23 protein-coding genes are annotated in these 21,358 nt (G+C 66.4%); 6 read left to right on the top strand and 17 right to left on the bottom strand.

Annotated elements, in window-relative coordinates; genetic code table 11:
- Positions 1-13: 13 nt before the first annotated feature.
- Positions 14-649: a TetR/AcrR family transcriptional regulator gene (locus ACAG21_RS11395; protein WP_096283751.1), complete on the bottom strand. Its 636-nt coding sequence runs from the start codon at positions 647-649 to the stop codon at positions 14-16.
- A 173-nt stretch (positions 650-822) separates the two neighbouring features.
- Between ACAG21_RS11395 and ACAG21_RS11390 the strand changes: the two genes are divergently transcribed.
- Entirely contained in the window at positions 823-948 is a 126-nt protein-coding gene (locus tag ACAG21_RS11390; protein ID WP_139826857.1) for a hypothetical protein, read from the top strand.
- Between the two features lie 256 nt (positions 949-1,204).
- Here ACAG21_RS11390 and ACAG21_RS11385 read toward each other — a convergent pair whose 3' ends face one another.
- On the bottom strand, positions 1,205-2,434 hold the full coding sequence (locus ACAG21_RS11385) for a cytochrome P450 (RefSeq protein WP_370496162.1): 1,230 nt from the start codon (positions 2,432-2,434) through the stop codon (positions 1,205-1,207).
- A 71-nt stretch (positions 2,435-2,505) separates the two neighbouring features.
- Here ACAG21_RS11385 and ACAG21_RS11380 point away from each other — a divergent pair, with 71 nt between their 5' ends.
- Positions 2,506-3,105: a TetR/AcrR family transcriptional regulator gene (locus ACAG21_RS11380; RefSeq protein ID WP_370496161.1), complete on the top strand. Its 600-nt coding sequence runs from the start codon at positions 2,506-2,508 to the stop codon at positions 3,103-3,105.
- 7 nt (positions 3,106-3,112) lie between these two features.
- On the opposite strand, the gene ACAG21_RS11375 is transcribed toward ACAG21_RS11380, so the two are convergent.
- The 4 genes from ACAG21_RS11375 to ACAG21_RS11360 all read right to left on the bottom strand — a co-directional run bounded on the left by ACAG21_RS11375 (position 3,113) and on the right by ACAG21_RS11360 (position 6,502).
- Positions 3,113-4,537 carry an NAD(P)(+) transhydrogenase (Re/Si-specific) subunit beta gene (locus tag ACAG21_RS11375; RefSeq protein ID WP_370496159.1) on the bottom strand — a complete coding sequence of 475 codons (1,425 nt, stop codon included), beginning with the start codon at positions 4,535-4,537 and terminating at the stop codon, positions 3,113-3,115.
- Positions 4,534-4,857: an NAD(P) transhydrogenase subunit alpha gene (locus tag ACAG21_RS11370; protein ID WP_370496158.1), complete on the bottom strand. Its 324-nt coding sequence runs from the start codon at positions 4,855-4,857 to the stop codon at positions 4,534-4,536. Before ACAG21_RS11370 ends, ACAG21_RS11375 begins: the two co-directional genes overlap by 4 nt.
- Positions 4,858-5,958 carry a Re/Si-specific NAD(P)(+) transhydrogenase subunit alpha gene (locus ACAG21_RS11365; protein ID WP_370496157.1) on the bottom strand — a complete coding sequence of 367 codons (1,101 nt, stop codon included), beginning with the start codon at positions 5,956-5,958 and terminating at the stop codon, positions 4,858-4,860.
- Between the two features lie 73 nt (positions 5,959-6,031).
- Positions 6,032-6,502: a DUF1348 family protein gene (locus ACAG21_RS11360; protein ID WP_370496156.1), complete on the bottom strand. Its 471-nt coding sequence runs from the start codon at positions 6,500-6,502 to the stop codon at positions 6,032-6,034.
- Between the two features lie 192 nt (positions 6,503-6,694).
- Here ACAG21_RS11360 and ACAG21_RS11355 point away from each other — a divergent pair, with 192 nt between their 5' ends.
- Entirely contained in the window at positions 6,695-7,915 is a 1,221-nt protein-coding gene (locus ACAG21_RS11355; RefSeq protein ID WP_370496315.1) for an acyl-CoA dehydrogenase family protein, read from the top strand.
- A complete protein-coding gene (locus tag ACAG21_RS11350) occupies positions 7,908-8,741 on the top strand; it encodes a tyrosine-protein phosphatase (RefSeq protein WP_370496155.1) in 834 nt (277 codons plus the stop codon). The genes ACAG21_RS11355 and ACAG21_RS11350 overlap by 8 nt, the downstream gene beginning before the upstream one ends.
- Here ACAG21_RS11350 and ACAG21_RS11345 read toward each other — a convergent pair whose 3' ends face one another.
- The 9 genes from ACAG21_RS11345 to ACAG21_RS11305 form a co-directional block, all read right to left on the bottom strand.
- Positions 8,742-9,608: a cyclopropane mycolic acid synthase family methyltransferase gene (locus tag ACAG21_RS11345; protein WP_370496154.1), complete on the bottom strand. Its 867-nt coding sequence runs from the start codon at positions 9,606-9,608 to the stop codon at positions 8,742-8,744. It abuts the gene before it with no gap.
- A 210-nt stretch (positions 9,609-9,818) separates the two neighbouring features.
- Positions 9,819-10,682 (bottom strand): SDR family oxidoreductase, encoded by an 864-nt coding sequence (locus ACAG21_RS11340; RefSeq protein WP_370496153.1) that lies wholly within the window; start codon positions 10,680-10,682, stop codon positions 9,819-9,821.
- Positions 10,683-10,736: 54 nt separating this feature from the next.
- Positions 10,737-12,176 (bottom strand): aldehyde dehydrogenase family protein, encoded by a 1,440-nt coding sequence (locus tag ACAG21_RS11335; RefSeq protein ID WP_370496151.1) that lies wholly within the window; start codon positions 12,174-12,176, stop codon positions 10,737-10,739.
- A gap of 170 nt (positions 12,177-12,346) precedes the next feature.
- Positions 12,347-13,264 carry an SAM-dependent methyltransferase gene (locus ACAG21_RS11330; RefSeq protein ID WP_370496150.1) on the bottom strand — a complete coding sequence of 306 codons (918 nt, stop codon included), beginning with the start codon at positions 13,262-13,264 and terminating at the stop codon, positions 12,347-12,349.
- A complete protein-coding gene (locus ACAG21_RS11325) occupies positions 13,264-14,199 on the bottom strand; it encodes a class I SAM-dependent methyltransferase (protein ID WP_370496149.1) in 936 nt (311 codons plus the stop codon). The genes ACAG21_RS11330 and ACAG21_RS11325 overlap by 1 nt, the downstream gene beginning before the upstream one ends.
- A 24-nt stretch (positions 14,200-14,223) precedes the next feature.
- Positions 14,224-15,165 carry a class I SAM-dependent methyltransferase gene (locus ACAG21_RS11320; protein ID WP_370496148.1) on the bottom strand — a complete coding sequence of 314 codons (942 nt, stop codon included), beginning with the start codon at positions 15,163-15,165 and terminating at the stop codon, positions 14,224-14,226.
- Positions 15,166-15,195: 30 nt separating this feature from the next.
- Positions 15,196-16,149 (bottom strand): class I SAM-dependent methyltransferase, encoded by a 954-nt coding sequence (locus tag ACAG21_RS11315; RefSeq protein ID WP_370496147.1) that lies wholly within the window; start codon positions 16,147-16,149, stop codon positions 15,196-15,198.
- A gap of 76 nt (positions 16,150-16,225) precedes the next feature.
- Positions 16,226-16,861 (bottom strand): TetR/AcrR family transcriptional regulator, encoded by a 636-nt coding sequence (locus tag ACAG21_RS11310; protein ID WP_370496145.1) that lies wholly within the window; start codon positions 16,859-16,861, stop codon positions 16,226-16,228.
- Positions 16,862-16,863: 2 nt separating this feature from the next.
- Positions 16,864-17,847 (bottom strand): pirin family protein, encoded by a 984-nt coding sequence (locus tag ACAG21_RS11305; protein WP_370496144.1) that lies wholly within the window; start codon positions 17,845-17,847, stop codon positions 16,864-16,866.
- A gap of 78 nt (positions 17,848-17,925) precedes the next feature.
- On the opposite strand from ACAG21_RS11305, the gene ACAG21_RS11300 reads away from it, so the two are divergent.
- A complete protein-coding gene (locus ACAG21_RS11300) occupies positions 17,926-19,362 on the top strand; it encodes a chloride channel protein (RefSeq protein WP_370496143.1) in 1,437 nt (478 codons plus the stop codon).
- A gap of 5 nt (positions 19,363-19,367) precedes the next feature.
- Here the strand turns inward: ACAG21_RS11300 and ACAG21_RS11295 are convergent, their stop codons facing one another.
- Complete coding sequence (locus tag ACAG21_RS11295) at positions 19,368-19,919, bottom strand: Dps family protein (protein ID WP_370496142.1); 552 nt, start codon at positions 19,917-19,919, stop codon at positions 19,368-19,370.
- 75 nt (positions 19,920-19,994) lie between these two features.
- Positions 19,995-20,906 carry a DNA-3-methyladenine glycosylase gene (locus tag ACAG21_RS11290; RefSeq protein ID WP_370496141.1) on the bottom strand — a complete coding sequence of 304 codons (912 nt, stop codon included), beginning with the start codon at positions 20,904-20,906 and terminating at the stop codon, positions 19,995-19,997.
- Between the two features lie 64 nt (positions 20,907-20,970).
- On the opposite strand from ACAG21_RS11290, the gene ACAG21_RS11285 reads away from it, so the two are divergent.
- On the top strand, positions 20,971-21,357 hold the full coding sequence (locus tag ACAG21_RS11285) for a nuclear transport factor 2 family protein (RefSeq protein WP_370496140.1): 387 nt from the start codon (positions 20,971-20,973) through the stop codon (positions 21,355-21,357).
- The last annotated feature ends 1 nt before the right edge of the window (position 21,358 follow it).

Genomic DNA, 21,358 nt, shown 5'->3' with positions numbered 1-21,358 from the left:
CCGATCAGGGCCGTTACGGCCCGAGCGGAGACTCCGTGCGGATCGTCTCGTCACGGATCAGCCCCCGCAGCAGCGCGGTGCTGAACTCGGCGGCGATTTCCTTGGCGGTCCGGCGGCCGTCGGGGCGCAGCCAGCGGTAGGCGCCCAACGTCATGCCGATGTAGCCCAGCGCCACCACGTGGGTATCGCATTCGAAGAACTCACCGCTGGCGATGCCGCGGTCGATCAGGCCGTGCACGTGCTCGTAGACCTGGGTTTCCTTCTCCCGGACCTCGGCGACCTGCTCCTCGGTGAACCACTCGGTGATGTAGGGCGCCTCCTGGAAGTACACCGCCGCACCCTCCGGGTTCTCGGCGATGTTCGTCAGCAGCCGGACGGTGTATTGGTACAGCGCCTCTCGGGCCGTCCAGGACGGGTCGTCGTGGACGGCTTCCAGGGTGCTCTCGGCGGCCTGGCGGTAGATGTCGAACAGGATCAGCGATTTGCTGGCGTAGTAGTGGTAGACCGTCGCCTTGTTCAGGCCGATGACGTCGGCGACGTCATCCATCCGGGTGCCGTGGTAACCGCGGGCGGCGAACAGCTTGGTGGCGACCGCCAGCAACTCCTCGCGGCGCGTCAACCCGTTGCGGGTGATGCTGTCCGATGACATCTTTACTCACTATCGTCGCGCCAACGCGGCCGAATGGGCAGGGCTTCGGGTCCGGTCTAGGCAAAGTACCAATCAACTGGTTGGACAGTTTAGAGGTATCGGCGCCTGTCGCACCGGCACGGATGCGACTAGACTCGGATATTCGAACTGGTCGCGAGTGCAGAGGTGGGGCGATGGATCCGAGTCCGGATTATGACGGCAGCGACGAAATCGAATTCTTCATGAAGTATTTGACCTGGGGCCTGCGCGGGGTTCAGGATGGAAACGGCTACCCGCCGCCCGCCTACCCGCCCGTCTAAACAGACTTTTTCGCGTCCCGAATAAATCGCGGCACCGTCGCCGTTGCATTCCGCATTTGTTTTGTGTTGCAAGCGAATTCGGCGGGCTCAGTCACACCAATCACTGCTGCGGGCGGCACCTAAAATGCCCGCCTTCGAGCGACAAAATCCAGCGGGCTGCGTAGTGCGCCCTGGTTGTCGGGCTGCGTAGTGCGCCATGGTTGTCGCTCAGAGGCGGGCAATAGGCTGACCCGCCCCCGGACAAGTCGCTCGCAAGTCAGCCGCCGTAGCCGACGGCGAGGCGTTTGACGCCGTTGATCCAGCCCGACCGCAGTCGCTGCGGCTCGGCCAACTTGGTGATGTCGGGTATCTGCTCGGCGAGCTCGTCGAAGATCAGCTTGATTTCCATGCGCGCCAGGTTGGCGCCGATGCAGAAATGCGCGCCATTGCCGCCGAAACTCAAGTGTGGGTTCGGGTTGCGCGAAATGTCGAACTGGAAGGGATTGTCGAAGACTTCCTCGTCGAAATTCGCCGAACTGTAAAACAGCCCGACCCGCTGGCCTTCGCGGACGGTGACACCGCCCAGTTCGACGTCGGCGAGCGCGGTGCGCTGGAAACAGTGCACGGGGCTGGCCCAGCGGATGATCTCGTCGACCGCGGTGGCCGGCCGCTCGCGCTTGAACAGTTCCCACTGCTCGGGGTTGTCGAAGAACGCATTCATCCCGTGCGTCATGGCGTTGCGGGTGGTCTCATTGCCCGCCACCGCGAGCAGGATGACGAAAAACGCGAATTCGACGTCGCCCAGCGCGTCCCCGTCGATGTCGGCTTGGATCAGGCGCGTGACGATATCGTCGGCCGGGCAGCGGCGCCGCTCGTCGGCCATGTTGTAGGCGTAGGCCATCAGCTCGGCGTTGGCGGTGGTGGGATCGCTGTCGAAGTCGGGATCGTCGGTGTTCATGATCGCGTTGGTCCAGTCGAACAACTTCGCACGATCCGCCTCCGGCACGCCGATCAGGTCGGCGATCGCCAGCAGCGGCAGGTTCATCGCGATGTCGTTGACGAAATCGCCGTCCCGCTTGAGCGCGGCGGTACGCACGATCTCCTTCGCCGCCCCGGCCAGCTTCTCCTCGAGTTGGGCGATCGCGCGCGGCGTGAACAGCCGCGACACCAGCTTGCGCAGCCGGGTGTGTTCGGGCGCATCGTGGTTGATCAACAAGGCCTTGGTCAGCTCGAGCTGATCGGCGGTGACGCCTTCGGGAAGCCGCATCACGGCGCCCTTGCGATTGGTCGACCACAGGTGGCCGTCCCGGGAGACGGCCTTGACGTCCTCGTGGCGGCTGATCACCCAATAGCCGCCGTCGTCGAAGATCGACTCGGGCTGCGGGTTCCACCAGACCGGGGCCGTGCGGCGCAGTTCGGCGAATTGGGTGACCGGAAGGCCGGCCAACAGTACGTCGGGATCGGTGAAATCGAAGTTCTCTCCGAACGGACACGTCGTTGTGCTCATCTCGCCGATCATACAGACGATTGCGTGACGTATGACCTGGCGTGGCGCCACGCGTCGGATATCGTCGCGGTGTGCGGACCCGTGGATGGGGTGGCAGCGTGCCGGCCACCGACGAGGAGGCGGTGGCCCGCATCCTGGCGGCCACCCGCCGGACCATCGACGAGCGCGGCGAGCAGACCACGCTGGCCGATGTCGCGCGCACGCTGAACGTGACGCGGCAGACGATCTATCACTACTTCGCCTCGACCGACGAACTACTCCAGGCGACTGCTCTGGGGGCGACCGACGACTTCATGGACCACCTGGCGACGGCGCTACACGGGATGACCGACCCGGCGGCGGCGTTGATCGAGGGCATCTGCCTGACGCTCGAGCGGCTGCCCAAAGACCCCTACATCGGCCTGCTGCTGCGGGTGTCTCGCACCGGGGCGTTCGCCGAACAGGTCACGGTCACCAACGAGACCGCGCGCGTGCTAGGGCGCTCGATTCTGGACCGCCTCGACGTCGACTGGTCGGCCTATGCTCCCGCCGCGATCGAAGACATCCTGCAGATCGTGCTGCGCACGTTGCAGTCGTTCATCCTGTCGCCGCCGACCGGCGACGGGGCCGAACTGCGCCGACTGCTCGGCGTGTGGGTCGGTCCCGTCGTCGCGGCGCTACCGCGCGCCTAGCGGGCCCCTAAAGCGCCTTGAGTTCCTCGGCGACCTCGGTGACCGACTTCTTCGCGTCGCCGAACAGCATGCTGGTGCCCTCGCCGTAGAACAGCGGGTTGTCGATGCCGGCGAACCCGGAGTTCATCGACCGCTTCAGCACGATCACCGACTTGGCCTTGTCCACGTTGAGGATCGGCATGCCGTAGATCGGGCTAGAGGCGTCGTTGCGGGCCGCCGGATTGGTGACGTCGTTGGCGCCGATGACGATCGCCACGTCGGTACGGGCGAACTCGTCGTTGATGTCGTCCATGTCCTTCATGGCGTCGTAGTCGACCTCAGCCTCGGCCAGCAGGACGTTCATGTGCCCGGGCATCCGGCCGGCCACCGGGTGGATCGCGTACTTGACCGTCACACCCTTGTTCTCCAGCAGGGCCGCCATGTCCTTGACCGCGTGCTGGGCCTGCGCGACGGCCAGGCCGTAACCGGGCACCACGATCACCTGGTTGGCGTAGGCCATCTGGATCGCGGCGTCGGCGGCCGAGGTCGACTTCACGGTCTTGTCGCCGGTATCGCCACCGCCGACAGCCACGCCGCCGCTGCCGAATCCGCCCGCGACGATCGCGGGGATGGAGCGGTTCATCGCCTTGGCCATCAGGTTGGTCAGGATCGAACCCGAGGCACCCACGATCATGCCCGCCACGATCATCGCGGTGTTGTTCAGCGCCAGGCCCGCCGCGGCGGCCGACAGCCCGGTCATCGCGTTGAGCAGCGAGATGACCACCGGCATGTCGGCGCCGCCGATCGGCAGCACCACCATCAGACCGAGCACACCGGCCGCGGCCAGCAGGCCGACCATGTACCACAGCGACGCGCCACCGGTGCCCGGATGCGCGTGCAGGCCGACGACGACCGCCGACGCGACCGCGCCGGCCAGCAGCAACAGGTTGATCGGCTGCTGCGCCTTGCCGAAACCGATCGGCGAACCGGAGATGATCTCCTGCAACTTGCCGAAGGCGATGATCGAACCCCAGAACGAGATCGAGCCGATGATCGCGGCGAACAGCGAGGCCACCACGATGTGCACCGTCGGCGACTCGCCATGCTGGAACGCCGAAAAGCCTTTGGTCTCAATGAATTCCGCGAGTGCGATCAGCGCGACGGTACCACCGCCCACGCCATTGAAGAACGCCACCAGCTGCGGCATGGCGGTCATCTTGGTCAGCCGCGCCGGGGGAACACCCAGCGCGACACCAACGACCAGGCCGGCGATGATCAGCACCCACGACTCGGTGTGCCGGATCTTGATGAACGTCGCTGCCACGGCCAGGGCCATGCCCACCGCGGCGATCAGGTTGCCGCGCACCGCGGTCTTGGGGCCGGTCAGGCCCATCAAGCCGTAGATGAACAGCGCGAAGGAGATGATGTAGAGAACCGTCACCAGGTAGTTCATTTGGCGGCCGGCTCCTCAGTCTTGACGGGTTGCTTCTTGCCCTTGAACATGCCCAGCATCCGGTCGGTGACGATGAAGCCGCCGATGACGTTCAGAGTTCCGAACACCACCGCGACGAACAGGATGATCTGCACCGCCAGCGACGGATGCTCGACCTCCCCGAACACCACCAGCGCGCCCAGCACCACGATGCCGTGGATCGCGTTGGTGCCCGACATCAGCGGCGTGTGCAGCGTGTTGGGTACCTTGGAGATCACCGCGAACCCGACGAATCCGGACAGCACCAGAATCGCGAGGTTCTCTAATAGCTCGTCGTACATCTAGGAGTCCTCCTTGCGGGTGACGCACGATGCCGCGATGACTTCGTCGTCGAAGTCGGGGGCCAGCTTCCCGTCGGTCACCAACAGGTCCAGCAGCGCGGTGATGTTCTTGCTGTAGAGCTCACTGGCGTGCTCGGGCATCGTCGCCGGCAGGTTCAACGGCGAGGCGATCGTGACGTCATGCTTGACGACCGTCTTCCCGGGCTCGGTGAGCTCGCAGTTGCCGCCGGTTTCCCCGGCCAGGTCGACCACGACGCTGCCGGGCTTCATCGCCTGCACCGCGGCGGCGGTCACCAGACGCGGCGCGGGCCGACCCGGAACCAGTGCCGTGGTGATCACCACGTCGAATCCACTGATGGCCTTTTCCAGCGCCTGCTGCTGCTGGGCGCGCTCCTCGTCGGTCAGCTCGCGGGCGTAACCGCCCTCACCGGCCGCGTCGATGCCGACATCGAGCCACTGCGCGCCGACCGAACGCACCTGGTCGGCCACCTCGGGGCGCACGTCGTAACCGGTGGTGCGCCCACCGAGGCGCTTGGCCGTCGCCAACGCCTGCAGCCCGGCCACGCCCACCCCGAGCACCAGCACCGTGGCCGGCTTCACCGTGCCCGCTGCCGTGGTCAGCATCGGGAAGAACCGCGTCGACTCCGACGCCGCCAACAGCACGGCCTTATAACCGGAGACGTTGCCCTGCGACGACAACGCATCCATGGCCTGCGCCCGGGAGATCCGCGGAATCGCCTCCAGCGCGAACGCCTGCACCCCGGCCGCCTGGAGCGCGCCGATCGAGTTCTCGGCACTGCGCGGCGCCAGGAAGCCGATCAGCGTCTGGCCGCTGCGCAGCTTGCCCACCTCGTCGGAGGTCGGGGGCGCGACCTTGACGACGACGTCGGCGGACCACGCGTCCCCGATGGTGGCGCCGGCCTCGGTGTACAGCTCGTCGGGAAGCAGCGCCCGCGCACCCGCACCGGACTCGACCACCACCGCCACACCGCTGCTCACCAGGGATGCGACCGCCTTCGGTACCAGTGCAACGCGGCGCTCATCCGTCCCGGACTCGGCAACAACGCCGACCTTGACCGGCTCTAGCTGCGCATCTGTCATGGCGCGTACATCTACTTTCCTTAGCTCAGCTGCATTAATGCGAACCTCGTTGAGTTGAACACCCTAGCGGCCGTTACCAAAGCGGTATGTCTTGGCCGTGTTCCGACACCGGCCGGGGCCCGAAGTGGCGCCGCTGCGATGCGTCGATCCGGATGTCGTTGATGCTGGCCTCGCGGCGCGCCATCAAGCCGGACGGCGAGAACTCCCAGAGTTCGTTGCCGTAGCTGCGGTACCACTGGCCGCTCGCGTCGTGGCACTCGTACTGAAACCGCACGGCGATGCGGTCGTCGTGGAAGTCCCACAGCACCTTGCGCAGCGAGTAGTCCAGTTCGCGCTGCCACTTGCGGGTCAGGAACGCCACGATCTCGGCCCGGCCCACGACGTGTTCGTCGCGGTTGCGCCATTGCGAATCGGGCGTGTACGCGAGGCTGACCTTCTCGGGGTCGCACGTATTCCAGGCGTCCTCGGCGGCCTGGACCTTCTGCAGCGCTGTTTCGCGGGTGAACGGGGGGAACGGGGGACGGGATTCGGCGGCGTCGCTCATGCGTCCATCGTGCTGGATCGCGACCGCGAACGATACAGCCGTCGCGTTCGTCGAGACTGAAACCCCGCACCCCGGCCACGGCGTGTTACCTGCGTAGTTTCAGTGTCGCGTCGGTGGCCGGGAATCGAAGCGTTTGTCCCGCGAGCGCCACCCTTACCCACGTGTCCTATCGTGACGGTCATGGACTTCGCGATGTCGGCTAAGGCCGCCGACTACCACAAGCGGTTGTCCGACTTCATGACTGAGTTTGTCTTCCCGGCTGAGGCCGCCTACGACAGCTACCGCCACGAGGCCGGCGCAGATGACCACACCGTTCCGCCCGTCATCGAGGAACTCAAAGTCAAGGCCAAAGAACGCGGCCTATGGAACCTGTTCCTGCCGGCCGAGTCCGGGTTGACCAACCTCGAGTACGCCCCGCTGGCCGAGCTGACCGGCTGGAGCCTCGAGCTCGCGCCCGAGGCGGTCAACTGCGCGGCACCGGACACCGGGAACATGGAGACCCTGCACCTGTTCGCCACCGAGGAGCAGCGCAAGCAATGGCTGGAGCCGTTGCTGGCCGGCGAGATTCGCAGCGCCTTCTCGATGACCGAGCCCGCGGTCGCCAGCAGCGATGCCCGCAACATCCAAACGGCCATCGTGCGCGACGGCGCCGACTACGTCATCAACGGCCGCAAGTGGTGGACCTCGGGTGCGTCGGATCCGCGCTGCAAGATCCTGATCGTTATGGGCCGCACCAATCCCGACGCGGCCAGCCACCAGCAGCAGTCGATGGTGCTGGTGCCGATGGACACCCCCGGCGTGACGGTGGTGCGCTCGACCCCGGTGTTCGGCTGGCAGGACCAGCACGGGCACTGCGAAATCATCTACGACAACGTCCGGGTTCCGGCCACCAACCTGCTCGGCGAAGAGGGCGGCGGTTTCGCGATCGCCCAGGCGCGGCTCGGACCGGGCCGCATCCACCACTGCATGCGCGCGCTGGGCGGGGCCGAACGTGCCCTGGCTCTGATGGTGAACCGCGCCAACAACCGGATCGCGTTCGGCCGCCCGCTGGCCGACCAGGGTCTGGTACAGCAGGCAATCGCCCAGTCCCGCAACGAAATCGACCAAGCTCGGCTGCTATGCGAGAAGGCCGCGTGGACGATCGACCAGCACGGCAACAAGGCCGCACACCTCCTGGTCTCACAGATCAAAGCCGTTGCGCCGCAAGTTGCCTGCGACGTCATCGATCGCGCCATTCAGGTGCATGGAGCCGCCGGCGTGAGCGACGACACCGTGCTGGCCCGGCTCTACGGCTGGCACCGCGCCATGCGGATTTTCGACGGACCCGACGAAGTGCACATGCGCACCATCGCCCGAACCGAAATCGGTAGGGAGCAGTCCGCCTTCGCCGCAGCGGTGACCCCGCATGACTGAGGCATTGCGAGAACTGTCCGGCGCGTGGAACTTTCGCGATGTCGCCGACGGCGTGTCCGCGCTGCGGCCCGGACGGCTGTTCCGGTCCGGCGAGCTGAGCCGCCTCGACGACGAGGGCCGGGAGACGCTGCGCGAGTTGGGGATTACCGATGTCGCCGACCTGCGCGCAGCCCGCGAGGTGGCCCGGCGCGGACCGGGGCTGGTCCCCGACGGCATCGACATTCATCTGCTGCCGTTTCCCGATCTCGGCGACGAGGAGCCGACCGACGACCCAGAAGACGCAGCGCCGCACGAGACCGCGTTTCGGCGCCTGTTCGAGGGCGAGGCCCACCAGACCGACGAAGAGGTCAACGAGGCCGCCATCCGCCACATGACCGACGAGTACCGGCAATTCCCCACCCGTAATGGCGCGCAACGCGCTGTGCGGCATGTCTTTTCGTTGCTGGCCGCGGGGCGCCCGGTGCTCACCCACTGTTTCGCGGGCAAGGACCGCACCGGCTTCGTGATCGCCACGGTACTGGAGACGATCGGCATCGACGAGGATACCATCGTCGCCGATTACCTGCGCAGCAACGCCGCGGTACCCCAACTGCGCGAGCACATCTACGACATGATCCAGCAGCGCTCCGATGTCGAATTGACCCCGGAGGTCGTCACTTTCACCAAAGCCCGGCTGGCCGACGGTGTCCTCGGGGTGCGTCCCGAATACCTGGACGCCGCACGCCAAACCATCAACCGCGAGTTCGGCTCGCTGGAGGCCTACCTGCGCGATGCGGGCGTCACGCAGACGGATGTGGACCGCCTTCGCGGCGAACTGTTGGCCTGACTACTTGCGCAGGGTGAACTGATTGAGGTCGGTGTAGCCCTTGCGGAACAGGTTCGCGCACCCGGTCAGGTACTTCATGTACATCTCGTAGACCTCTTCGGACTGGATCTCGATGGCCTCGGCTTTGTGCGCCTGCAGACCCGCGGCCCACACGTCCAGGGTCTTGGCGTAATGCCGCTGCAGCGACTGGCGACGCTTCAGCTTGAAGCCGGCCTTCGCCGAGAATTCCTTGACCATGTCGATGGTGGGCAGATAGCCGCCCGGGAAGATTTCGGTCTTCATGAAGTCGCTGAACTCGACGATCGCCGGAGTCAGCGGCAAGCCGGACGCGATGATCTCCTTCTCCGACAGCACGGTGATCGTGTGCAGCAGGAACGTGCCACCGGCCGGCAGCAGCTCGTACGTGCGCTCGAAGAACGCCGTGTAGCGGTCCAGGCCGACATGCTCGAGCGGGCCGATCGCGACGATCCGGTCCACCGGCTCGTGAAAGCGCTCCCAGCCCTCCAGCAGCACCCGCTTGGAACGCGGGCTGTCCATTTCGTCGAGCACCTTTTGTGCGTGGACGGCCTGGTTCTTCGACAGCGTCAAGCCGACGACATTGACGTCGTATTTCTCGATGGCTCGCACCATCGCGGCGCCCCAGCCGCAGCCGAGGTCCAGCAGTGTCATGCCCGGCCGCAAGTCCAGCTTGCCCAACGACAGGTCGATCTTGGCGATCTGCGCCTGTTCCAGCGTCATGTCGTCGCCGCCCAGCCAGTAGGCGCAGGTGTACATCTGGGTGCGGTCGAGGAAGAGACGAAAGAAGTCGTCGGAGAGGTCGTAGTGCGCTTGCACGTCCTCGAAATGCGGCGTCAGCTCCTCAGACATGACTGTGCTGCCTTTCCCTGGATCCCGCCAGGTAGCCGTCAGGTCCAGTCGCTATGCGGCGTGGTTGGGTCGTCGTCCACTGTAAGGCGAATCCGGTTGGAGCGCTTGGCCAAAGGGACTATTGACGTTGTCGTCAGCGCACCATGAAGACGTCGCGCGGCCGGCCGTTGCACGCGTCGCACCACGGCCGGACCACGACGACTGGCTCCCTCAGCCGAGTTTGAAGTCGGCCTGCTTCGCCGCGGACAGATCGGTGATCTGGTCCCACTGCGCGGCGACATCGTCAACCGTCGGCGGCTTGTCGAAGTTGACGCCGTCGTTCTGGAACAGCGCGACGCGCTGCACCTTGCCACCACCGACCACGAAAACCGAAGCGCTGTTGGGGTTTTCCTCGGTGCACAGGTAGGACACCACCGGCGCGACGTACTCCGGGGTGAGCTTCTCGAGTACCTCGGGCGGCAGGATGTCCTGCGTCATGCGGGTGGCCGCGATCGGCGCGACGGCGTTGGCGTGGATGTTGTACTTGGCGCCCTCGAGCGCCAGGCTGTTGATCAGACCGACGAGCCCGAGCTTGGCCGCGCCATAGTTGGTCTGGCCGAAGTTGCCGAACAGTCCGCTGGTCGAGGTGGCGACGACGACCCGGCCGTAGCTCTGCTCGCGGAAGTGCGGCCAGGCGGCGCGAATGACGTTGTAACCGCCGTACAGGTGGACCTTGAGCACGGCGTCCCAGTTCTCGAACGACATCTTGTGGAAGGTGCCGTCGCGCAGGATGCCGGCATTGCTCACCACGCCGTGGATCGCGCCGAACTCGTCGAGCGCGGTCTTGATGATGTTCTCGGCGCCCTCGGGTTCGGCAACGCTGTCGTAATTGGCCGCCGCCCGGCCACCGGCGTCCTTGATCTCCTTGACGACCTCGTCGGCCATGTTGTGGCCGGCTCCGGTGCCATCGCGAGCTCCACCGAGGTCATTGACGATGACGCTGGCGCCCTCCTTGGCGAGGGTGAGCGCATATTCGCGCCCCAGTCCTCCGCCGGCTCCGGTGACGACGATGACGCGATCCTGCACTCCGGGCATCAGGTTCCTCTCTGCAATTAACCAACGGTCGTGGCCGACCCCCGAGCTAGTGTGTCAAAACAGCTTGCGCGCCATCTTCAGGGCCCGGTCGGTGTAGGGCGGGTAAGTGAAGCTGGACAGATCCGGACGGGTTGGTTTGGTCATCACCGACTTGCGGTGACTGAACTCCTCGAAGCCCCACTTGCCGTGGTAGGCACCCATTCCCGACGCACCGACCCCGCCGAACGGCAACTTGGCCGTCGAGACCTGGAAGGCGAGGTGATTGACCACCAGACCACCGGCCGGGACTTCCTGAATCACCTTCTCGCGCACCTCACGCGACTTGGTGAACAGGTACGCCGACAACGGCTTCGGCCGCGAGTTGACGAAACGTATTGCGTCGTCCAGGGATTGGACGGTGATCACCGGCAGCAGCGGTCCGAAGATCTCGTTGACCATCAGCGGGCCGTCCGGGTCGGGATCGACGACGACCGTCGGCTCGATGCGCAGGGTCGACGCGTCGGAACCGCCGCCGACGGTGGTCTTGCCGCCCGAGTCGTTGAGGTAGCTGGTGAGCCGGTCGAACTGACGCTGATTGGCCACCCGCATTCCGGTCGGCCCTTGCGAACGGAACTTCGTAATCGCCGCACCGATCTTGGTCACCAGCTCGTCGCGGATCGTCGCGTCGGCCAGCACGTAGTCGGGCGCGACGCAGGTCTGCCCACCGTTGAGCAGTTTGATCCAGGCGATGCGCTTGGCCGCGACGTCCAGGTCGGCGTCGGCCGCCACGATCACCGGGCTCTTGCCGCCGAGCTCGAGCGTGCACGGGGTCAGGTGCGGCGCCGCGCCTTCGTAGACCTTGCGGCCGATCTCGGTGCCGCCGGTGAACATCACCCGGTCCAAGCCCTGCGCGATCAGCTCCTGGCTCACCGAGCCGTCGCCTTCGAACACCGCGACGGCGTCGTTGTCGAGGTAGCGCGGGACCAGCTCGGCCATCAGATGCGACGACGCGGCCGCGATTTCGGAGGGCTTGAGTATCACGGCGTTTCCGGCCGCGATCGCGCCGACCGCCGGACCCAAGGTCAGGTAGAACGGATAATTCCAGGCGCCGATGATCAGCACCGTGCCGTAGGGCTCGTACTGGATCCAGCCGCGGCCGGGAAGTTGGGCCGCTTCGAGGAGCGCGTACTTGCGCTTCATCCACTTGCGGACCTTCTTGGCCGCGAACTTCGCCTCGCCGATGGTGCCGGCGACGTCGCCGATGAACGCCTCGAACGGGTGGCGGTCCAGGTCTTCGGCGAGCGCGGCGTTGATCGCGGTCTCGTTCTCTTCCATCAATCGCGCCAGCGCCAGCAGCTGGCGCTTGCGCCACTCGACGTCGCGGGTGCGCCCGGTGGCGAAAGTCTGGCGCAGCCGGGCCACCGTCGCGGGGATATCGGCGGGCCGGGCCTCCGGCCCCGACGAAGCCCCGTTGGTGGACTCGGACGTCTTGCGTGCAACCGATTCGGTAGTCATCGCTGTCTTCCCCTCTCGCACCTTCCCGGAAATGCCCACAACTGTGCGCGCGGACACATACGGGCGATAACCGCGATCCTAACCATCCGGTCGGTTGGGAGGTAAGGGAAGCTCCAACAGATGCGCCGAATATCGCGCCGACGAGCGATCGCGGCCGGCGAACCGCCTGGTCAGCCCTTGGTTGCGGTGACGAAGGTGTTCGCGAAGGGCCGGTCTTCGTTTTGTGGCTCGCGACCCAGCCGGGTGGCCTCCTCGCGCGCATTGACCGTCTGCACCGTCCAGCCGTGAGTGGCGAACCATTCGCCGCAGTCGGGGCGGCCCTCGTCTTCGAACCAGAGGTCGAACGGGTTGAACGAGGTGTCCTGGCCGCGCGCCTGGCGCTTGGCCTTCAGCTCGGCCCACCGCTGTTCGGCTTCGCGCCGCTTCTCGACGTCGACTCCGAAATTCTCGACGGCCACCCGACTACCCGCTGCGCTCAGCGCGTCGATCGAGACGAACAGCGCTTCTTGCGCCGCCGCCGGCAGGAACGGTAGCAGCCCCTCGGCCAGCCACGCCGTCGGCTGGCTCACGTCATAGCCCGCCTCGCGCAACGCCTTCGGCCAATCGTGGCGCAGGTCGACGGGCACGGGGCGCCGCACCGCGATGGGCGTCGAGCCCGCCAGCGTCTCGGCCTTGTACTCGAGGACCTTGGGCAGGTCGATCTCGTAAACCGTCGTCCCGGCGGGCCAGTCCAACCGGTACGCGCGCGAATCCAATCCGGCGGCCACGATCACCGCCTGGCGAATACCGGCGGCGGCCGCGGCGGCGAAATACGCGTCGAAGAAATGCGTGCGCACCGCCTGGTAGTTGATCATCTCCTGGGCACGAACCGCGCCGTCGGGATCGTCGTCCTCGGCGCCTGCCCACCACGCCGTCACCTGTTCGCGCACGCCCTCGAGTGCCGGCGTGGAGACCAGCGGCTCGGCGAACCGGTCGCGGATCAGCGGATCCGCGCTGGCGGTCTCGGCGGCGCGGGCCAACGCGACCATCACCGCGGTGGCCCCGACGCTGGTGGCGATGTCCCAGGAGTCGTCTGCCGTGCGTGCCATTACAACCGCTCTCCAATCACGAAGTTGGAAAAGATGTCCTGATCGTCGGCAACCGGGCGATTGTCGGTGCAACGACCCAGCCTGCGCCTCTCGTCTGCCGACAGCCACAGCTGCGCGCGCCAGCCGTGCCCGTTCAGCCACTGCGCGACATCCGCCCGATGCTCGTCGAAATACATCAGTTCCCCGGCGTCGGGGTTTTGCACCAGACCGATCTCGTCGGCCAATGTGCTCACGCGCTCGTGTACATGCGTGCGCCGTTGCTGGGCCCGGGCAGGGGCGGTCTCGACCGCGACCCGGCTTCCCGCCGCGCTCACCTCGCCGATCCGAACCAACAACCGATCCTGCGCCTCGGCGGGCAAGTACATCAACAGTCCCTCGGCCAGCCACGCCGTACGTGCCGATGCGTCAAAGCCGGCGGCACGCAGCGCCGACGGCCAATCCTGCCGCAGGTCGACGGCGACCTCGCGGCGATCGGTCGACGCACGCACGCCGTTTTCGGCCAGCGTCGCGGACTTGTAGGCCAGCACCTGCGGCTGGTCGATCTCGTAGATCGCGGTACCGTCGGGCCAATTCAGGCGGTAGGCACGGGAGTCCAGCCCGGCCGCGAGGATCACCACCTGACGGATTCCGGCGGCCGCGGCATCGGTGAGATAGCGGTCGAAGAAGTGCGTCCGCACAGCCACGTAACCGCGAATGTGGGCGAGATCGGCCACGAATTCCGGGTCGAGCCCTTCCACCTTGGCGGCGACGGCCGGGTCGAGCATGGCCCCCCAGAGGACCCCGATACCGGCGTTAGTGGCCAGCAGTTTGGCGTACGGGTCGCGGATCAGCGCATCAGGCTGTTCGGTTTCGACGGCCCGCGCCGCGGCGATCGTCACCGCCGTCGAGCCGACGCCGGTGGCGATGTCCCACGTGTCGTCCGCACTACGAGGCATGACTGGGACTTAACGTGCCGCCGGTTACAACCGCTCCCCGATCACGAAATCGGAGAACGAACCCTTGTCGTCGTCCAGCTGGAAACCGGCGACCCGGCGGCCTAAGCGTTCCATCTCGTCGACCGAGTTCTGCGACGTGGCGCGCCAGCCGTGATCGTTGAGCCACTCCGCGACATCCGCCCGATTCTCGTCGCGATACATCAGCTCGCCGACGTCGACGCTTTGCTCGATGCCGATCTCGTCGGCGACCTTCTTGAATCGTTCGCGCATCTGTTGACGCCGCTCATCGGAGTGCGTGGGTGCGGTTTCGGCCGAGACCCGGCTGCCCGCCGGGCTCAGCTCACCGATCTGGGTGAACAACTTGTCCTGCGCCTCGGCGGGCAGGTACATCAGTAATCCCTCGGCCAGCCAGGCGGTGCGTTGAGTCGGGTCGAAGCCGGCGGCACGCAGCGCGGCCGGCCAGTCCTCGCGCAGGTCGATGGGCACCTCACGACGGTCGGCGGACGGGGTGGCGCCACTTTGGGCCAGCGTGGCGGACTTGTAGTCCAGCACCTGGGGCTGGTCGATCTCGTAGACGGTGGTGCCGGCCGGCCAGTCCAGGCGGTAGGCCCGCGAGTCCAGTCCCGACGCCAGAATCACCACCTGGCGGATTCCGGCGGCGATGGCGTCGGCGAAGTACGCGTCGAAGAAGTGCGTGCGCACCGCCTGGTAGCCGCGCATGTGGTGGATGCGAGCAGCGGATTCTTCGTCGATGGCTTCGATCTTGGCGACGACCTCGGGGTCGAGCATGGCCTCCCAGATGATCTCGGCCCCGGCGTTGTTCACCAGCAGCCTGGCGTAGGGGTCGTGGATCAGCGCGTTGGGCTGCTCGGTTTCGATGGCCCGAGCGGCGGCCACCATGACCGCGGTACTCCCGACGCTGGTCTTGATGTCCCAGGTGTCGTCATGTGTGCGAAGTGAACTCATCGGCGGTGCTCCAGGTCTTGTGCGGTCGGGTCAGTGCGATGGTCCGGTGAAGCGCGCACGCAGCAGGGCGCTACGGACGGCATCGTCGGCCAGGTCTTCGGGGACGGCGCGGCCCAAACGGGCCATCTCGTCGCGGTTGTTCACGACGTTCACCTGCCAGCCGTGCTGGGTCAGCCACTCGGCGGCGTCGGTTCGGTCCGGCTCGTGGAAGGTCAGCGCCTGGACGTTGACGTCCAGCCCGAGCCGGTCGCGCATCCGCTGCCAGCGGTTGGTGTTGCTGCTCGCGTTGATCCCGAACACCTCGATGGCGACCTGGCTATCGGGCACGCTCAGCTCGGTGAACATCTGGAAAAGCCGGTCCTGGGCATCGCTGGGCAGATAGGGCAACAGGCCCTCGGCCAACCACGCCGTGGGCTGGGCGCGGTCGAATCCGGCCGCCGTCAGTGCCGCCGGCCAGTCGTCGCGCAAATCCACCGCGACCGTGCGCCGGCTGGCGGTGGGCACATGCGATTCCAGAATCTTGCCTTTGTACTCCAGCACCTGCGGCTGGTCGATCTCGTAGACCGTGGTCTCGGCGGGCCAGTCCAGCCGGTAGGCCCGCGAGTCGAGGCCGGCGGCCAGAATCACCACTTGCCGGATTCCGTCGCGGGTGGCGTCGGCGAAGTACTCGTCGAAGAAGTGCGTGCGGACGGCCTGGTAGTCGATGCCGAGACGATGCCCCCGCTGGCCCTGCTCGTCGCCGTCCAGCCAGGCCAGTTCGGGGTCGGTCAGCCGGGCCCATGCCGGTCCGGCCGGCGAGACCAGTTTCCGGGCGAAATCGTCACGAATTAGTGGGTTGGATCCGGCGGTCTCCGCGGCGCGCGCGGCCGCGACACCCAAAGCGGTGGCGCCGACGAGCTCGGTGATCGCCCACGAATCCCCCGCGGTGCGGAGCGAGGGTGGTAGCGGCGGCTGCAACGAGGAGGAGTCGTCGAGATCAGTCATTTCCGGGTAATCCTACCCGGAAAAGTTAGTTAGCCTATACGCTTTGTGCGCGATCTCACTCGCACCCGAACCGGGCTCAGTCCCGCCCCTTGAAAAGCGCGCCCTCCAGCAACTGGCCCAGCATGTCGGTGACGGCCTGCATCTCCCGGTAGCTCTGGACATAACCGGCGTAGAACCCCGCGCCGCAGAGCACCACCAAAAGCGTCTCGATCAACGCATTGGCATCGATTGAGACAGCGAACTCCCCCTGCTCGATTGCGTCATTGATGACACGCGTCAAGAACTGTCGACAAATCCTTACCGCGTCGTTTTCTGCTTGGCTCAATTCGGGGTGACGCTGGGATTCCAGAATCGAACCGATCAGAAACGCCGATGCCGCGGGATGCTCGGAATTTGTCGCCACGGCCGCCGAGATGAACCCGGTCAGCCGGGCCATCAGGGTCGTCTCGCGGTCCGCCTGTGCGATACCGGCCCCGAAGAGGAGTTCGCTGGTTTCGCTCAGCACCTCTCGATACAGCACCCGCTTGCTGGAAAAGTAATGGTTGATGGCCGGCCGGGTGAGATCGGCACGCACCGCGATGGCTTGAAATGTGGCTCCCTCGTAGCCACGTTCGCTGAATACCAAGCGACCGGCGCGCAAGATTCTCTTGCGCGTCTCGTCTGCCTTCGCGGCGGGTGGACGGCCCGGCCGGCGCCTCGCCGTGGACGGCACCGTTAGAGTGTGCCACCCCTTCGGGTAGGCATTAAAGCATTTGGCGGAATATTGCCGAATTTTCCCGCTTGGTAGTCCTCCAGTGCTTGGAGCAATTCCGCGCGCGAGTTCATCACAAATGGCCCGTAGTGGAATACCGGCTCACGAATCGGTTGTCCGCCCAGCAGTAACACATCAATTGCTGAGGTCGATGAGGATTCCTGAGTCGAGTCAGCCGTTACCGTGATCCGGTCGCCGGGTCCGAGCACGACCAATTGGCCCTGGTGAATCGGATGACCGACCGGTCCGACCGACCCACTGCCGGACAACACGTAAACCAGCGCGTTGAAATCGCGCCGCCACGGAATGTTGAGCCGTGCGCCGGTTTGAATTGTGGCGTGCGCCAGTGTGATTGGCGTGTGTGTGATGCCCGGGCCACCCTGGCCGTCGATCTCACCGGCGATGATGCGAACCAATGCCCCGCCGTCGTCGGAGGCGAGCAACCTGGCGTCGATACCTTCGATGGCCTGATACCTGGGCGCCGCGAACTTGGCTTTCTTCGGCAAGTTCACCCAGAGCTGGATGCCGTGGAACAGACCGCCACTTTCGACCAATTCGGCGGGCGGCGTCTCGATGTGCAGAATCCCGGACCCTGCCGTCATCCACTGCGTCGCGCCGTCGGTGATCAGCCCACCACCGCCGTGGGAATCCTGATGCGCGAACTTGCCGTCGATCAGGTAGGTGACGGTTTCGAAGCCGCGGTGCGGGTGCCAGTCGGTGCCCCGCGGCTCGCCCGGCTCGTAGTCCACCTCGCCCATCTGGTCCATGTGCACAAACGGGTCCAGGGCGGCGGCACTGACGCCGGCGAATGCCCGGACGACGGGGAACCCCTCGCCCTCGTATCCGCGCGGCCCCGTGGTGATCGAGCGGACCGGGCGTTCGGTGTCTTGCGGGGTGGCCGCGCCGACCCGGGGCAACGTCAACGTGTCTGCGGTGATGGCAGGCATATCAACCTCCTTGTATTGAGAACTACCCATATAACCGGACCGGAGTCCGGTTATTCCGCTCTGTCATAGGATGGCGCGGTGGAGCCGACGGAGGACGAGCCCCAGCCCGCTGTCGCTCCGGCCGCGGCCGCCGGCGGGCGGTTCGGGGCATCGATCAGACAGGCGAGCTACCTGCCCAAGTGGTTCGCGCTGGGCATCACGATCGGCGTGATCGCGGGCCTGGGCGCGGTGGTGTTCTATCTGGCCCTGAAATACGCCGGCGATTTCCTGCTCGGCTATCTGGCCGACTACCGCATCCCGACGCCGGTGGGCGAGGGCGGCAGCCGAGGGTCGGCCGGCTTCACGCGTCCGTGGGCTATTCCCCTGGTGACGACGGCCGGGGCGCTGCTGTCGGCCTTGCTGGTTGCCAAGCTCGCACCGGAGGCCACCGGGCACGGCACCGACGAAGCCATCGAGGCGGTGCACACCGATCCCCGCGCGATCCGCTTCCGGGCGGTGCTGGTGAAGATGGTCGCCAGCGCGTTGACGATCGGTTCGGGAGGTTCGGGTGGCCGCGAGGGCCCGACGGCACAGATCTCGGCCGGCTTCTGCTCGCTGCTGACCCGGCGGCTCGGCCTGTCCGACGAGGACGGCCGGGTCGCGGTCGCGCTGGGCATCGGCGCGGGTATCGGCGCGATCTTTGCCGCGCCACTGGGCGGAGCCGTGCTGGCCGCCTCGATCACCTACCGCGACGACTTCGACTATCGCTGCCTGTTGCCCGGATTCATCACCTCGGGGACGGCGTACGCGGTGCTCGGTGCGTTCCTCGGCTTCGACCCGCTGTTCGGGTACATCGACGCCGAGTACCGCTTCGAGAAGTCGTGGCCGCTGCTGTGGTTCGTGGTGCTCGGCCTGGTCGCGGCGGCGGTCGGCTACCTGTACGCCTGGACCTTTCACGCCTCGGTCCGGCTCACCCGCCGACTGCCGGGCGGGCCGATCCTCAAGCCCGCGGCGGGCGGCCTGCTGGTCGGGCTGCTGGGTCTGTTGATCCCCGAGATCCTGAGCAGCGGCTACGGCTGGGCCCAGCTGGCGGCCGACCGCACCGCCCTGTTGCAGATCCCGCTCTGGATCGTTCTCCTGCTGCCGCTGGCCAAGATCGTCGCGACGTCGTTGTCGATCGGCTCCGGCGGCTCCGGCGGGCTGTTCGGGCCCGGCATCGTGATCGGCGCCTTCGTCGGCGCCGCGGTCTGGCGTCTTGGCGAGCTAGCCGGGCTGCCCGGCATACCCCACGGGCCGGGCATCTTCGTCGTGGTCGGCATGATGAGCTGCTTCGGCAGCGTGGCCCGCGCACCGCTGGCCGTCATGATCATGGTCGCGGAGATGACCGGCTCGTTCTCGGTGGTGCCCGGAGCCATCATCGCGGTGGGTATCGCGTCGTTGCTGATGTCGCGCACCAACGTCACGATCTACGAGGCACAGCGCCTCAACCGAGAGGCGGCCGAAGCCGAGCGCGCGCACAAAGCCGCGCCCCAGTAGCTGCGCTACGACTTCTTGCGTCGCGCGGTGTCGGCCGCACCCTTTTCGGTCTTCTTACCCTCGTGAGTCAGCGTGCCGCCCGCGCTCTCCAGATGCGCACGGACGAACCACTGGAACTTCTCCAGTTGCCCGGCCTGACCGATCAACATGTCCTGGGTGACCTGGTCGAGTTCTTCTGTCTCGTCGATGGCTTCGCGGATGTCTTCGATCACGCCGTTGTAGACCAGATCCAGCGCAGCCAGGTGCGCCTGGACGGTGTCACGCCCAACCGAATAGTCGTCCCACGACCGGTCCCGAATGATGGCGCCCGGCGTACCCTCCGGCGAAGCACCAAGAGCCGCAATACGTTCGGCGACGTCATCGGCGAAACCGCGCACCGCCTCCACCTGGGGATCGATCATCTCGTGCACACCGATGAAGTTGGGGCCCACCACATTCCAGTGCACGTGCTTCAGCGTCAAGTGCAGGTCGTTGTAGGTACTCAACTGCTTCTGCAACAACTCGGCCAACCGGGCACCCTGCTTCTCGGTCAATCCCGGAATGGTGAACTGCGTCATCGATCGCTCCCCTGCGTTTCGTACCGGCAATTTCACGACGAGTACCCGATGACCCGGCCCGAAAACACCGGCTGGTCAGAGCGCGTGGATTTGCTGGACCGGCAGGCGCGCGCCACGCCGCGGCTCGTAGGCCAGACCGCTGGCATAGAGCACGCAGACCACCCGGTGCCGGTGTGGCCGCATCGGCTCCAGCAGCTCGAGCATGCCCTCGTCGTCGACCGGGTGGCCCAGCAACGTCCAGCCGATCATCTTCGGGATGTGGTAATCGCCGACCGAGACGGCATCGGCATCGCCGAATGCCCGTTGCGCGGTCTCGGCGGCCGTCCACTCCCCGACTCCCGGCAGTGACGTCAGCGCTTCGCGCACCTGCGCCGCCGGCCGTGACCCCAGCCGTTCCAGCGAGGCCGCCCGGCGCGCACACGTCACGACGGTCCCGGCGCGGCGCGGATCGACGTTGGCACGATGGAATTCCCAAGACGGGATGGTCCGCCAGACCTCGGCCGACGGCGGCACGCGCATGCCGGTCGGCGCCGGCCCGGGTGCCGCCGTGCCGTACTTGGACACCAGCTTCCGCCACGAGGAGAACGCGTCGGCGCCCGGCACCCGCTGCTCGATGATCGCCGGGATCAGCGCTTCCAGCACCTGCCCGGTACGGCCCAGGCGCAGGTGCGGGACGCGTGCGTGCGCCGCGGCGACCGTCGGGTGTGCCGGCGTGAAGTCCGAGGCGTCGTCGTCGGCACCCAGCAGTGCGGGTAGCCGCTCGAGAAATTCTTCGGCGCCGGCACCCCAGGCCTCGCAGCGCGCCGCGTCGGCGGCCGCGCGGCCGATACGCGCGGTGACCGGCCCACTGGGGAGCAGGCTGGTGCGCCAGATGGTGCCGTCGCCCGGGAGGCGAAAACAGGGGTCGCGGGGACCGCGGCGAAGCGGCGCCAGGGTGGGCCCGAAGCTGACCGCCCCGGGAAACGTCACCGTTCGCGTGCTCGTCACCGACGACTCCGGATTTCCACTCTGATTGACCGCCCACTACCTGCCAAGACACTATTGCGATGTGATGACGCCGTTCGATGCTCCCAATGCCGAGCTGGCCTGGATGTTCCTCCAGAGTCTGAGCGAAGGCGGCGACCTCGACGAGGGTTTCGCGTTGCTCAGCGACGACTTCAGCTATTGGAGCCTGTTTACCCGGGAGACCTACGACAAGGAAGCCCTGCGCCGCGTGACCGACCGGCGCAAGCAGTCCGTCGAGCTCACCATCGATTTGCTTCGCTGCATCAACGAAGGAGAAACGGTCGTCGTGGAGGCGTATGCCACCGGCACCAATTCCAACGGCGAGCAGTACGACACCCCGTTCGTGTGCATCTTCGAGACCAGTGACGGGCTGATCATCTCGATGCGCGAGTACAGCGACACCCGGGCCTACGCCAAGCTGCTGGGCGGGTGAC

The organism is Mycobacterium sp. pR1184 (assembly GCF_041287235.1).
Lineage (GTDB): Bacteria > Actinomycetota > Actinomycetes > Mycobacteriales > Mycobacteriaceae > Mycobacterium.
The sequence above is the reverse complement of the archived record's forward strand: the minus strand, read 5'-3'. Positions and strand labels throughout refer to the sequence as shown.

Excerpts from the sequence above, each read along its gene's own strand:
- ACAG21_RS11395 (WP_096283751.1), bottom strand. The coding sequence starts at position 649 with ATGTCATCGGACAGCATCACCCGCAACGGGTTGACGCGCCGCGAGGAG.
- ACAG21_RS11390 (WP_139826857.1), top strand. The coding sequence starts at position 823 with ATGGATCCGAGTCCGGATTATGACGGCAGCGACGAAATCGAATTCTTC.
- ACAG21_RS11385 (WP_370496162.1), bottom strand. The coding sequence starts at position 2,434 with ATGAGCACAACGACGTGTCCGTTCGGAGAGAACTTCGATTTCACCGAT.
- ACAG21_RS11375 (WP_370496159.1), bottom strand. The coding sequence starts at position 4,537 with ATGAACTACCTGGTGACGGTTCTCTACATCATCTCCTTCGCGCTGTTC.
- ACAG21_RS11370 (WP_370496158.1), bottom strand. The coding sequence starts at position 4,857 with ATGTACGACGAGCTATTAGAGAACCTCGCGATTCTGGTGCTGTCCGGA.
- ACAG21_RS11365 (WP_370496157.1), bottom strand. The coding sequence starts at position 5,958 with ATGACAGATGCGCAGCTAGAGCCGGTCAAGGTCGGCGTTGTTGCCGAG.
- ACAG21_RS11360 (WP_370496156.1), bottom strand. The coding sequence starts at position 6,502 with ATGAGCGACGCCGCCGAATCCCGTCCCCCGTTCCCCCCGTTCACCCGC.
- ACAG21_RS11355 (WP_370496315.1), top strand. The coding sequence starts at position 6,695 with ATGTCGGCTAAGGCCGCCGACTACCACAAGCGGTTGTCCGACTTCATG.
- ACAG21_RS11350 (WP_370496155.1), top strand. The coding sequence starts at position 7,908 with ATGACTGAGGCATTGCGAGAACTGTCCGGCGCGTGGAACTTTCGCGAT.
- ACAG21_RS11345 (WP_370496154.1), bottom strand. The coding sequence starts at position 9,608 with ATGTCTGAGGAGCTGACGCCGCATTTCGAGGACGTGCAAGCGCACTAC.
- ACAG21_RS11340 (WP_370496153.1), bottom strand. The coding sequence starts at position 10,682 with ATGCCCGGAGTGCAGGATCGCGTCATCGTCGTCACCGGAGCCGGCGGA.
- ACAG21_RS11335 (WP_370496151.1), bottom strand. The coding sequence starts at position 12,176 with ATGACTACCGAATCGGTTGCACGCAAGACGTCCGAGTCCACCAACGGG.
- ACAG21_RS11330 (WP_370496150.1), bottom strand. The coding sequence starts at position 13,264 with ATGGCACGCACGGCAGACGACTCCTGGGACATCGCCACCAGCGTCGGG.
- ACAG21_RS11325 (WP_370496149.1), bottom strand. The coding sequence starts at position 14,199 with ATGCCTCGTAGTGCGGACGACACGTGGGACATCGCCACCGGCGTCGGC.
- ACAG21_RS11320 (WP_370496148.1), bottom strand. The coding sequence starts at position 15,165 with ATGAGTTCACTTCGCACACATGACGACACCTGGGACATCAAGACCAGC.
- ACAG21_RS11315 (WP_370496147.1), bottom strand. The coding sequence starts at position 16,149 with ATGACTGATCTCGACGACTCCTCCTCGTTGCAGCCGCCGCTACCACCC.
- ACAG21_RS11305 (WP_370496144.1), bottom strand. The coding sequence starts at position 17,847 with ATGCCTGCCATCACCGCAGACACGTTGACGTTGCCCCGGGTCGGCGCG.
- ACAG21_RS11295 (WP_370496142.1), bottom strand. The coding sequence starts at position 19,919 with ATGACGCAGTTCACCATTCCGGGATTGACCGAGAAGCAGGGTGCCCGG.
- ACAG21_RS11285 (WP_370496140.1), top strand. The coding sequence starts at position 20,971 with ATGACGCCGTTCGATGCTCCCAATGCCGAGCTGGCCTGGATGTTCCTC.